Source organism: Shewanella sp. Scap07, assembly GCF_013394145.1.
Taxonomy (GTDB): Bacteria; Pseudomonadota; Gammaproteobacteria; order Enterobacterales; family Shewanellaceae; genus Shewanella; species Shewanella waksmanii.
The window spans coordinates 3,747,184-3,759,212 of record NZ_CP041329.1 but is presented as its reverse complement, the minus strand read 5'-3'; the positions used below and the strand labels follow the sequence as shown (position 1 = coordinate 3,759,212).

General features: G+C 46.9%; 13 protein-coding genes. 6 read left to right on the top strand and 7 right to left on the bottom strand.

Annotation, left to right across the window (positions count from 1 at the left end; all coding sequences use genetic code 11):
- Positions 1-83 precede the first annotated feature (83 nt).
- Positions 84-704: a GDSL-type esterase/lipase family protein gene (locus FLM48_RS16475; RefSeq protein ID WP_179025382.1), complete on the top strand. Its 621-nt coding sequence runs from the start codon at positions 84-86 to the stop codon at positions 702-704.
- A gap of 245 nt (positions 705-949) precedes the next feature.
- Positions 950-1,681 (top strand): HDOD domain-containing protein, encoded by a 732-nt coding sequence (locus FLM48_RS16470; protein ID WP_179025381.1) that lies wholly within the window; start codon positions 950-952, stop codon positions 1,679-1,681.
- Between the two features lie 136 nt (positions 1,682-1,817).
- Here the strand turns inward: FLM48_RS16470 and FLM48_RS16465 are convergent, their stop codons facing one another.
- The 3 genes from FLM48_RS16465 to FLM48_RS16455 form a co-directional block, all read right to left on the bottom strand.
- Positions 1,818-1,997 (bottom strand): hypothetical protein, encoded by a 180-nt coding sequence (locus tag FLM48_RS16465; RefSeq protein ID WP_179025380.1) that lies wholly within the window; start codon positions 1,995-1,997, stop codon positions 1,818-1,820.
- 300 nt (positions 1,998-2,297) lie between these two features.
- On the bottom strand, positions 2,298-2,552 hold the full coding sequence (locus FLM48_RS16460) for a hypothetical protein (RefSeq protein WP_179025379.1): 255 nt from the start codon (positions 2,550-2,552) through the stop codon (positions 2,298-2,300).
- 213 nt (positions 2,553-2,765) lie between these two features.
- The gene (locus tag FLM48_RS16455) at positions 2,766-3,671 is read right to left on the bottom strand and encodes a LysR substrate-binding domain-containing protein (protein ID WP_028771372.1); all 906 of its coding nucleotides are present in this window, start codon (positions 3,669-3,671) and stop codon (positions 2,766-2,768) included.
- Between the two features lie 483 nt (positions 3,672-4,154).
- On the opposite strand from FLM48_RS16455, the gene FLM48_RS16450 reads away from it, so the two are divergent.
- The 4 genes from FLM48_RS16450 to FLM48_RS16435 all read left to right on the top strand — a co-directional run bounded on the left by FLM48_RS16450 (position 4,155) and on the right by FLM48_RS16435 (position 8,243).
- Complete coding sequence (locus FLM48_RS16450) at positions 4,155-4,562, top strand: hypothetical protein (protein WP_179025378.1); 408 nt, start codon at positions 4,155-4,157, stop codon at positions 4,560-4,562.
- Between the two features lie 102 nt (positions 4,563-4,664).
- Positions 4,665-6,734, top strand: a complete 2,070-nt coding sequence (locus FLM48_RS16445) for a protein-disulfide reductase DsbD (RefSeq protein ID WP_179025377.1) — start codon at positions 4,665-4,667, stop codon at positions 6,732-6,734.
- 142 nt (positions 6,735-6,876) lie between these two features.
- Positions 6,877-7,713, top strand: coding sequence for a DsbA family protein (locus FLM48_RS16440; protein ID WP_179025376.1), 837 nt, complete (start codon positions 6,877-6,879; stop codon positions 7,711-7,713).
- Complete coding sequence (locus FLM48_RS16435) at positions 7,713-8,243, top strand: protein disulfide oxidoreductase (RefSeq protein WP_179025375.1); 531 nt, start codon at positions 7,713-7,715, stop codon at positions 8,241-8,243. The genes FLM48_RS16440 and FLM48_RS16435 overlap by 1 nt, the downstream gene beginning before the upstream one ends.
- 94 nt (positions 8,244-8,337) lie before the next feature.
- On the opposite strand, the gene FLM48_RS16430 is transcribed toward FLM48_RS16435, so the two are convergent.
- The 4 genes from FLM48_RS16430 to FLM48_RS16415 form a co-directional block, all read right to left on the bottom strand.
- Positions 8,338-8,715, bottom strand: coding sequence for a hypothetical protein (locus FLM48_RS16430; protein WP_179025374.1), 378 nt, complete (start codon positions 8,713-8,715; stop codon positions 8,338-8,340).
- Positions 8,716-8,764: 49 nt separating this feature from the next.
- The gene (locus FLM48_RS16425) at positions 8,765-10,045 is read right to left on the bottom strand and encodes a HAMP domain-containing sensor histidine kinase (protein WP_179025373.1); all 1,281 of its coding nucleotides are present in this window, start codon (positions 10,043-10,045) and stop codon (positions 8,765-8,767) included.
- A complete protein-coding gene (locus tag FLM48_RS16420; protein ID WP_179025372.1) occupies positions 10,038-10,736 on the bottom strand; it encodes a response regulator transcription factor in 699 nt (232 codons plus the stop codon). The genes FLM48_RS16425 and FLM48_RS16420 overlap by 8 nt, the downstream gene beginning before the upstream one ends.
- Positions 10,737-10,842: 106 nt before the next feature.
- Positions 10,843-11,961: a type 1 glutamine amidotransferase domain-containing protein gene (locus FLM48_RS16415; RefSeq protein WP_179025371.1), complete on the bottom strand. Its 1,119-nt coding sequence runs from the start codon at positions 11,959-11,961 to the stop codon at positions 10,843-10,845.
- Positions 11,962-12,029: the final 68 nt, after the last annotated feature.

Genomic DNA, 12,029 nt, shown 5'->3' with positions numbered 1-12,029 from the left:
GAGTCAAACATATGAAGCCAGGCCTTGTGCCTGGCTTTTTTTGCGTCATGGTGAGCGCAAGCGTAAATAAATGAGATCGCATCATGGGATTAGCTCTGCACCATTGGGTTAAATTGGCTGTAGCCAGTTTATTGATATTGCTGTTGTCTGGCTGCTCTGGGCCCAAGTTGACCCCATTAGCACCAAATAGCGTGATATTAGCTTTTGGTGACAGCCTAACCTTTGGCAAAGGCGCTGCAGATGGGCAGGACTACCCAAGTCAGTTGGCCTTATTGACTGGCCGTAAGGTAATCAATGCCGGCATTTCAGGGGAAACAACCGCTGAGGGCTTAGCCCGTTTTGAGTCAGTGTTAAATCAAAGTGCGCCTGAATTGATTATTTTGCTAGAAGGGGGCAACGATATCTTGCGTAATCATGATTTGGCGGCCACGGAAAATAATCTACAATCTATGATTACCATAGCGCAAAATCGCGCAATTGATGTGGTGTTGGTGGCAGTGCCCAGTAAGCAATTATTTTTAAGCCCTGCTTCATTTTACCGCCAACTTGCCGATATTAATAACTTAGTACTGCTAGAAGATACCTTGTCTGATTTGCTAAAGAATCCAGCAATGAAGTCTGACACTGTCCATCTAAATGCCGCAGGTTATCGAGTGTTAGCTGAGCAAGTTTATCAGCAGCTACAGCTAGCGGGAGCGTTGTAGTATATATGGTGAAGAACTGGACGCTATTTTAAAGCAAATCAACGGCTAAGAATAATTGAAACATCGTTGGCTAAAAGCGGTAAAGTGTGACCTAAATACATCACGCTTGTGTATTGAGGTAGATAATTCGTATTAATCTACCTATTTGACAGAATTCAGCTTGACCCTGATAGGGTTTTTGTGGGTAAATTCGCTGATAACAAATGGTTTCAACCATATAGAATAAAGCAGGTTTAGAACTTCTCATGACAGATCTTGAGCATCAGGTTTTCACTCAAGTACGTGCAATTATCAGTAATGAAGAGCAAGTTATTGGTCGTCGCGGCATTTTAGTGCCATTGAAAAAAGCCATTATTGCCGATGGCGATATTCGTAACGTAATTGATATTGTTTCGTCTGACCCCGCCTTAGCAGCGCATATGCTGTGGCGTAGTAACTCTGCGGCAAACGCCTCGAGTGTAAACAGAACCAAAAATCGATCTTTAAAAGATGCCTTGGTGCGTTTGGGCCAAGTGAACATCTATCGCTATGCATTCACTTTCTACCTTAAAGAGCGCCTGGATGAGCTACCACAGCCATACAAGAAGCTGATTCAAGGTTATTGGGCACTTACCGAAGCGATCGCTGTCGACGCTGTAGATAGCTTACACTCGATGGATGGAGTCGATATCAACCCAGATGAAGTGCAAACTTTGGCGTTGTTTAGTGTCTTTGGTGAAATCATTGCACTGACGGCTTTTGCTTACCTTAACGCTGAAGCGGAAGAGTCATTCCCATTGAGCATCATCAAGTCGATTATCGATAACCAAAAGCAAACGCTAACATTAGAAGCGTTTGAATCGCTAGGCTTAGATGATGAGCTGCGTGATGAGTTTATGGTGGCCCATAATCTTCGTCAGACACGCAACCCTAATTCACCGGGTTTAGTGTTGCGTCGTGTCTTATCGATGCGCAAGCAGCTGCTTAATCCGCTATAAAGTGTAAAACTCAAGCCCAGCAAAAAGCCTGCAGCAATGCAGGCTTTTTTGTGACTCGCTGGTTTCATTTTCTCAGCCCAGTGTGATGCGCTTGAGTTAAGCGCTCATGTACAGGGCTAAGCTCCACCTTGTTGGTCTAATCAAATTCGCATTGAATCTGAATCGTTTTAATGTCAGTGGATTGCAACTTGGTGGATAGGGCTTGGCCTTGCTGTTCACATTCGGCCATAGAAGCAAACTGCTTATTAACTTCTGTTTCTGCGATAGTTTGGCTGCCGCCAAGCATTAGCCCTAAAATGATGGTGAGTTCGTACATCGTGCTTCCTCATAATGATTTAGTGTTGCGCCTTTGCAAGCGGTCTTATTGACTAACTTGTCGGCCACATAGTGGGTGTTAGTGGTCGCTATTGTAGGCAGGAATAGCGGTGAGATTTACCATATTGCGCCAAGTTGCATTGCAGGGCCGCAGTGCTAAAACCTTCGCCACGTCTGCGCTACTTTTGTTTCAATGCTTGGTGTTTCGATATTAGAGGTTTTGATACTAGATGTTTCGATACTAGATGTTTCGATATTAGGAGTTTGATACCGGGTGTAATGATTGATAGCAGGCGCGCTTCTAGGCTTCGTTATCGACGTGATTAGCGTTAAATATCCAGCGTAGAAAGTAGCCTAAGCCTATTTCTGTGCGAATGTATTCGGCCCAAAACCCACCAAAGCCGAGACCGATGACTGCGCCAATGGTGGTGGCAAATAATGAGAACTGACTAATTTCAATACTAAGGAAGGCACCTGTGAGGGCGCAAACTATGGTGGGGGATAGGATCAGCAGTAACCAAAATGCGCTTTGGATACACCCTGTGATAAACGACATTTAGCCATCCTTGAGAAGCAAGCTGTTCGAAATTTATTCTATATTTAGCTTTGGTTTAAGTAAATAAAACAAAGTGATAACCACGGATATATCGTTTACCTACCAACTTGTAGTGTAGTCAGCTAAATTGGCTTTCAATTAGAGTGAATTGGTCGGGCATAGTCATCAGCAAAAAGTAGATTGCCTGCTAATGACCTAAGCCTGACCTAGGTATCAATTGAGTTTATGCTGCTTAGCGATGCCCTCTTTGGCGACTAAGCTGAGCCATTGCATAGCAAGCTTTGCGTGATGGCTATTACTGCGATAGGCACCAAATAGCGGACGCTTGAGCCCATCAGGGCCTAACTTAACCGCCTTAAGTGATAAGCCGTGCGCTTCGTTGCTGGACCAGCTTGGCAGAGCAGCTATGCCATCGTTGCAGGCAATACGCTGCAATAGCATTAAGGTTAACTCGCAGGTGATCTGCTTACCGAGCTGTTGACCGGCTGGCTCCATAAAGTGGCGCTGAATATCAAGTCGAGATAGAGGCATGGGGTAGCTTAATATTGTTTCACCTTGCAGTTGCTGCGGCGTGACATATTCCAAGCTAGCAAAGGGGTGATCGGCTGCGACAATTAACTTAACTTCAAAATCGAATAAGTGCTGATAGGCCAGTTCGCTGCCTGGTACCGGATCAGATGTCAGCACCACATCAAGGGTGCCTTGCTCTAGTGCATTGAGCGAGTCGAACAAATGTCGGCTAGACAAATCTAAATTGACATGGGGGTTCAGCTGCCTGAAAGACTCCATTACCGGCATCAACCAACGAAAACAGCTATGGCATTCTATGCCAATTGCCAGATTATTAAGCTCATCTTCCAGGCCATTGCGCAGATCGCTTTCAGTCTCAATGACTTTTGGCAGTATCTCTTCGGCCAAATTGAGTAGGCGTGCGCCCTCTTGGGTAAAAGACAGTGGTTTGCTTTTGCGCACAAAGATACTGGAATTAATACGGGTTTCCAGTTCTTTGATCTGGTGGGACAGGGCAGACTGAGTCACGAAGCGTTTTTTTGCAGCGCCAGCGAGACTGCCACTTTCTTTGAGGGCAACTAATGTTCTTAGGTGTCGAAGCTCAATCATAATTTATATTTCCATCTCTACATGAATATCATTCACGTTGGCGTTGAAATCCATTCCGATGCGAGGCTGTGGCCTTGCACAATCCACCTGTAGGCGCGAAAATGCCAATGGTAGTAGCAGAAAGGGCTAACGCTTGCTATGTCGTTTACACTGAATTCTGCTCATATTAAAACAAAGTTGTATACAATATGCAAATTGTTTGATTGCTCATGGCTTCGATTGGCTGATATTGGTTGTCAGCACCAGCTGGGTTGTCCCGAATCTGCTGCTTAGGTTTGGGTCTATCTGGGCTATAGTTTTTCTGAGCAGTAGCTTCTCTGAGCAGTAGCTTCTCTGAGCAGTGGTTTCTCTGAGCTATGGATTATTGCGATAGCTCACATTTTGATGGTTTGTTTAGTTTGGGGTGAACTAAATCATCAATCTTCCGGTCTTATGGGGTAACGTGTAAATTATTTATGCTGCGCCGCTTTGCAGCACTCGCTATTGAGAACGCATAACGCCTTGATTAAACCCTTGTCAGCCCATAAGCCCAACTCTGTTACCGCCAGTTTATTTGTGCTGCTCACGCTATTGTGTTTGATGCAAAATAGCGGCATTAATCTTTTGGTTAAAGCTGCGCAGCAAAGTGTCTTGCTGGCAGCAGTCTATGTACCGGTATCTGACACCTTGTTGTCTGATCCTACGCTTAGCAGTGATGTTAGCAGTTGTGAGTTGTCTGAAAAATCTGTGCGGGTTTGCAGTGAAAATGCCAGTGTGGTGGCGATCCTTTGGGTGCTGTTGCTGCTGCCCTTATTGCGTTTAACTCGTAATAGCTATTCGCAAATCATATCAAATGTGGTGCGAGCTCCGCCCAGGCGCGTGCACTTGACCTTATGCCGTTTTCAAGAATAGATCATCACTGTGTTGTGATTCAAAAACCTAAGTTGTACCACAAATCGTAGGCAGTATTGGTTGTTAGCTGCCAGTTATCCTGAGTCGTACTCGGAGACAGTAATGAGATATTTTATTGCACTATGGATGATGGTTGTTGCCATTTTACCCCAAAGTGTTTTGGCCCAGTCTACAGGCTGGTTGACCAACCCTAATCACCCGCCAGTGACAGCGAGACTAATGTTAACTGGCGAGATTGATCGCCAGAATAACCGTGTTCCAGCCGTGCTTGAAGTCGAGCTAGCAGACGACTGGAAAACCTATTGGCGTAGCCCCGGTGAAGGCGGGATCGCGCCTAAAATTAGCTGGTCAGATTCCACTAATATTACCGATACAGACTGGCAGTGGCCGGTACCAGAAGCATTTTCATTGTTAGGTTTAGAGACCTTTGGCTATCGCGGCCAAGTGGCATTTCCACTGATGCTGAGTCTCGATGATATTAATGCCAATACCCACCTTGATGCCAAGCTCACCTTATCTTCGTGCACCACTGTATGTGTGCTGACCGACTATGATATCGACATGGACTTTGTTGCTGAGCAACTCAATGCCGATGCCGAGGCGATGTATAGCTTTAACAAGGCGCAAGTCAGCGTGCCGCAAGTTCAGGCTGACGGCAGCGATGCAACCAGCCTTATATGGGATGGTGCCCAGCAAATACTGCAGGTGCGCACCCAAGACAATGGCTGGCGTAATCCGACGGTGATTGTCGATGGCGAACCTGATACAACCTTTAAGTTACGCAATATCTCACAATTTGTCGATGAACAAGGGCAGGGTTGGCTGCAAGCTCAGTTTGATGCTAGCAACTGGCTAGGGGAAGTTAACCTTAGCGACATCAAGCTTAATGTCACTGTATTTGATCAGCAGCAAGCGCTTGAATACCAAGTCAGTACGCAATCTGGTGTCGTGCAACAAAGCAGCGCAAGCCATGGGCTATTGACCATGTTGTTCTTTGCCCTAATCGGCGGACTGATATTAAATGTGATGCCATGTGTGTTGCCGGTTCTGGGGATGAAACTCAGTAGTGTAATTAGTGCACCATCATTAGAGCAGGGGCAGATCAGGCGTCAGTTTGTGGCTTCAGCGCTAGGTATATTAGTGTCATTTTGGCTGCTAGCAGGGTTCATTATGATCCTTAAAGTCAGTGGTCAGGCGATTGGTTGGGGCGTGCAGTTCCAAAACCCCTATTTTATAGGCTTCATGATTGCCGTCACTGCCGTGTTTGCCTTTAACATGTTGGGGGTATTTGAGATTAATTTACCCTCCAGTGTGCAAACAAAATTAGCCAGCACCGGTGGCAACGATACCCAAGGTCATTTCCTGCAGGGCATGTTTGCCACCCTACTGGCAACCCCATGCAGCGCGCCGTTTCTAGGCACGGCTGTGGCGTTTGCTTTTGGCGCCGATATGCTGACGTTATGGCTGATTTTTACCGCTTTAGCCTTAGGGATGGCACTTCCTTGGTTGGTGATTGCCGCTTTGCCACAATTGGCAGGCTATTTCCCGAAACCAGGTGCATGGATGAACCGAGTTAAGTTGGCTTTTTCAGGCATGCTACTGCTAACCAGTTTGTGGCTTATCAGTCTGCTCGCCAGTTTTGTTCCCGCACTGTATTTGTGGATTGCAGCCCTGCTATTGGCCTTGATGTTTGTGGTTATGGTAGGCAGAAAACTGGGCTTGCCGGCCGCGGTCGCTAGCGTCAGCATCGCACTTGCTATGGTGAGTATCGCCGCCTTTATGACCAGTGATCGCTGGGCGCAAACCTTGCCGACCGATCTTGATTGGGTCGCGCTCGATGAGCAAGTGATTGCTGAGCAAGTCGCACAAGGGAATACCGTGTTTGTGGATGTGACGGCCGATTGGTGTATTACCTGTAAAGCTAATAAGGTGGGAGTGATTTTACAAGACCCAGTTTACAGCCAGCTCAAGCAAGAGAATATCATCACTATGGTGGGCGATTGGACTCGGCCGTCTGAGCATATTACCGGTTACTTACAGAGCCATAATCGGTTCGGGGTACCGTTTAATATTGTCTATGGTCCGGCTGCACCGCAAGGGATCCCACTGCCAGTCATCTTGTCTAGCGATCAAGTTTTGGCTGCGATAGCACAAGCTTCAGCAGCGCAATAAACCAGTACATTTCACACATGGCATGTTGCGCATGCCATGTTGTCAATTTTTTTGGCAACCTGAATGTCTGGTCAATTGTCATCAACTCAAAGACTTTGGGTTGCCCTGTCGCGCGTGTTATACGCGCAGATAAGGTATTTTTATGAACAACAACTCAATCGTTAGCCAATACATCGCCAAAACCTATGCTTTTCTCGCCACCGCTTGGCGGTCAAAAAGCTTGTTGGGCGGCGTATTGTTAGTGGGCGTCAGTGGCAGTGCTTTGCTGTTACAGGGCCTCACGGCGTCAGCAGCAAAGGCTGAAGACCAAGCGCTAACCCAGGCGCAGCAGCAATCGGTGCAGGCTATTGTTAAGCGGATGCTGATAGAAGATCCTGATTTACTAAAACAAGCGATAATAGCCTTGCAACAACGTGAAAGCCAAACGGCACAAGCCGTGCAGCAGCAGGCCTTAGCGGCGAAAACTCAGGCACTGTTTGAGTCTGAATTAGACCCGTGGAAAGGCGCGCAAAATCCAAGCGTGACGATTGCTTACTTTACCGACTTTAATTGTCCTTACTGTAAAAAGTTGGAACCAGAGTTAGATCGGTTAATGGCGACTTACCCTGAACTAAAAGTGGTGGTCAAAATGGTGCCATTGCAAGGCGAGGGCTCAGAACAAGCAGTGGATTTAGCGCAGTCCGTTTGGCTAAATGAACCAAGCAAGTATTTGGCAGTGAAAGATACCTTGATGGCGAGCCCACGACGTCTTGATAGTGACTCTATTGCCAAGGTCGCAAACTTGACAAAAACCACGCCTTGGCTCAATCACACCGACCCTAAAGTGGATGATATTGTCGATGCAAACCTTAACTTGATGCGTGAACTTGGCATTGGCGGCACACCGGCAATTATTATGGGTAATAAAATCATTCCCGGACTGGTCAGTTATGATGTGCTAAAACAGCATTTAGATGATTATATTGAGGCCAGCAGTTAATGACATCGACAAGCAAAGCTAAACAAACATGGCTACAACGCATTGCAGCTTGGGTACGGCAGCTATTGGTGTTTTTGTTTTTGGCGCTAATCATCACGACGACGATGGATTGGTGGCGCGGCAAAGATATTGCGCGCACCAATTTACCGCCAATAAGTGCCACGAGTATTCAGGGGCAGCATATCGACGTTAATGCCCTTAGTTTCCAGCAGCCCGTTTTGGTGTATTTTTGGGGAACATGGTGCCCTGTTTGCAGCTTTGTCAGCCCCGCAGTCAATGTGATGGCAGATAATTATGCCGTGGTGTCTGTGGCGATGGCTTCGGGAGAAGATGCCAAACTCAATGCCTACTTGCAGCACCATGGGTATGAGTTTGCCACCATTAACGACAGTCAGAACCAGATTGCCCGCCAATGGTCAGTGCAACTGACCCCCACGGTGATGGTGATAAAGGAGGGTGAGATAAAGCATTTTACCAGTGGCTTTACCAGTTTACCGGGCATGTGGTGGCGTATGTTAGTCAGTAGATAGGTTATCAATCAGTCGGTATAAGCTATTATGCCGACTGATTAGTTTGCTTGACTGTAACGTGATTGCCTTGCTTGGCGTAGACTCAATTTGCGGGTTAATGCTCTGCAATATTACTGGTAAGGGTAATGCGATATTCAGGGTCAATAGTCAGGGTTAACTTGCTGCCTAACTGGCCAAAGGCGTCATCGACATTATGATACGAGAGTTGTCCTTGGGCGACTTTATCGCCATTTTCAGCCACCAATTCGTAGGTAATGGTGCCCGCACTCTGCTGGGGTTTAACGTAGATAGTCTGGCGACTATTGGCATGCACTGGCGAGAAGGTCAGGCTATTACTCGGCAGGGTAAAGTTTATCTGTTGATAGTTGCGATTGGATAAATTGTTCACTAACACTTGTGGCGCCATAAAGTGATAACCAACTCCGGCTATCATCAAGATGACACAAAACCATAAACCTAATTTCTTTTTCATAAATCCAAACAGTTAACTAACCTACAGGATTCGACTCGCCAATCAGCGTTTAGTTCCGCGAAGGTAAAAAGCAAACCGATACAGCGGTGCCTTGCTGACTCTGTACTGATAGCTGCCAGTTTTGGTGTTCACATAAGCGCTTAACGATAGATAATCCAAAACCGTAGCCAGTACTTTGGCTGCCCTTGACTGCCGGCTCGGTCACCTTTGCCGATATGTCATTGGCAATGCCCGGTCCCGTATCGGCAATGGTTAAGGTGTTGGCATTAAAGCTCACCGATACTTGGCCACGCTCGGTATATTGAAACGCATTGCTAAGTAAGTTATCTAGCAACACTTTTATCATCCCCGGCTGACTTATAATACTGACGTCACAGTGGTCATCCACCTCGATTTCAATGTGCTTATCTGTGAGTAAATATTGGTGGTCGATAATGGCTTGCTCGATTAGTGGCAGCAGTTTTACAGCTTGTTTATCTGCGAGGGAATGTTCGTGACGTGCCAACACCAGTAGGGTTGTAACTGTCTGTTCCATTTGATTTGCCGCTTCACCAATGCGTTTAATAATTGCCTCACTGTTATCGGTATTGGGCGATTGCTGGTGCAACTCAACGGCATTTTTTATTATCGCAACCGGTGTACGTAGCTCATGGCTAACATCACGGGTAAAGCACTTCTCCCTTTCCATCGCCAGGTTTATTTGTGACATTGTTTGCTCTAAGGTTCGCGCCAGAATGCCAATCTCATTGCGGGGATATTGATGGGCAAACTTTTGTGGTAACTGCTCTGGCGCCACGCCATCGACTAAATTAGCTAGTTGTTTTAACGGCTTGGCTGTCTTGCGCCCAAGCAACCATGCGATAAGGCAGGCAATAAGGGTCAGTAGTGCGCCGCCCCAAGCAAGAAACTGGATTACCCCTTCGCGCACTGGCCTCACCAGTAAGCTATCACTCACTTCTGATAACAAGTACACATTGTCATAGTCGTTAAAGTGGTATAGATGATAATGCCGTCCTTGCTGTCCATAGAACTCGCGCCTATTGGGCTCATCGATAGATTGTTGGCGCATATCGGTTGGGAAACTGTGCCTGTCGAAATGCAGTGTCATATTCGCTGACTGAGGTGCTGGCCATTGTGCGGTTTGCAGATAACCTTGGCGCAAATAGTCTGCCTCTTGCTGCACCTCGCGTTCGATAAATCTATCTTCTAAGGTGTATAACAATGTGAAGCTCATCAAGCCGTATATCACCGCCATAAACAGACTGAACAAGCAAAATTGCGCCATAATGCGCCGGCTTAAACTGTGAAACTTTGGCTGCTTATTACTCATGGTTGATATCCAAAGTGAAGCCAACACCGTGTACGGTTTTGAGCAGCGGCTGGTCGAAAGGTTTATCGAGCACACTGCGAAGTTGGTATATATGGGAGCGCATCGCATCAGATTCTGTGGGTTCATCGCCCCACAGTTTCTGTGACAGTGCCGAGCGGCTGACAACCTGCGGGTAAGCTTGAGCAAGCTCCAGTAAAATACGAAAACCCATGGCATGCAGGGCTAAGGGTTTACCGTCTCGGCTGGCAACTTGTGCTTTTCTATCGACAGTCAGAGGCCCAATGGTTAAGCAATCTTGAGTTTGCAGCAGGTGACGACGGGACAGTGCTAAACAACGGACTTCGAGCTCTTTCAGCGAAAAGGGTTTAGTGAGGTAGTCGTCGGCACCGGCGCTAAAACCGCTAACTTTATCGTCGATACTGTCGCGGGCGGTCAGCATCAATACCGGTATGTGGCGGCTCGATTGCTGTCGTAATTGGCTGCATACTGCCAGTCCATCCATTACCGGTAAATTCAAGTCGAGAATGATCAGGTCATAGTATTGCGATAGCGCCAGCTCAAGTCCATGTTGTCCTTGTGCAGCGTAATCAAATATGTGGCCTTTTTGTTCCATATACTCGCCAATGTTGCGGGCAACACTGGACTGATCTTCCACCAACAGAATCTTAAGTGATGTGACTTGGCTTACCATAGCAGTATGTTTAATCCTTAATATATTTAGCCCTTAGCCAGTTTACTTGGGGGCAATACGGGCTAACAACCAAGCTCCACCAGTGTGGCAGAGCTAATGGCGCAACCTAGTAGTTAGTTTTTAACATATCTAACGCCGGTTGGTAATCGGGTTTGGCACTCAATAATTGAGTGAGAGTGGCTTTAGCCTCTTGCTCAAAGCCCAGTTTATGTTGAGTCTTCGCTATTTGCATATCAAGCACTGGATTGTTTAGGGCTTGCTGCGCAGTGCGCATTAGCGCCAGTGCATGCTGCTGTTGCTGGGGTTGTTCAGCGACTTTGTTGTAGTAAAAGCCATACATGCCCACTAAAGGAAGTTGCTCAGGCATTGCTGCCACTTGGGCTAGTGCTTCATCGTTACCAGCAAGGAATTGGGCAATCAATGTCATGGTGACATCTTCATCGTATTGCTCAGACTCGACTGGCGTCAAACCTAATTGCTTCACCAGTTCAGTGGCGACAGCGACGGTCGATGTGGGGTTTTGTCCAGTGATTAGCTGACCATCAACCGCGACATGACTTAACATCAGTGGGCTGGACTGAAACTTTCCGCCCCGTTGTTGCAGTTTATCTTGTAGCATGAACTCAAAATCATTGACCCACTTTTTACCAAATAGGCGCTCTTCTTGGTTAGTAAAACCGTTAATGGCTTTGTCAGCCACTAAATAGCGACCATTATCGAGCTTAACATTCACTAATGCTGCAGGCCCATGGCATACCGCGGCTACGCCACCTTGGTGCTGATATATCTCTTTAATCAATTGTTGCAGTGCGACATCTTTTGGCAAATCGAACATGGCGCCTTTGCCACCGACAATGAAAATCCCCTGATAGTCTTTAGCGTTCACATCGCCGGTTGCTAGGGTATTGTCCAGTTTGGCCATCGCGCCTTTGTCGGCCAATACTGTGGCATTGTAGGGTTTTTGTGGGTCAAACTCATCGGCAACCACCTTGCCGCCCTGTGGACTGGCGATATCGATACTGATGTGATTATCGCTAAAGATCTGGTACGCCTTTGCAAATTCGTCAAATTCATAGCCTGGGGTAAGTTTGCCCTGCTCTTGACCATAACCACTGAGCACCATCAGTACTCGCTTGGTATCGCTGCCGGCATCCACTTGAGGTGCGAAGAACATCATCGCCAGTAATATACTGACCAGTTTAATTATCTGCTGTAGTTGGTTCATAACCTTCTCCTTGTAAGTTGTATCCAGTGTGCCGCTATCAATGTGAAACAGATGTGAAACGCGGCGTT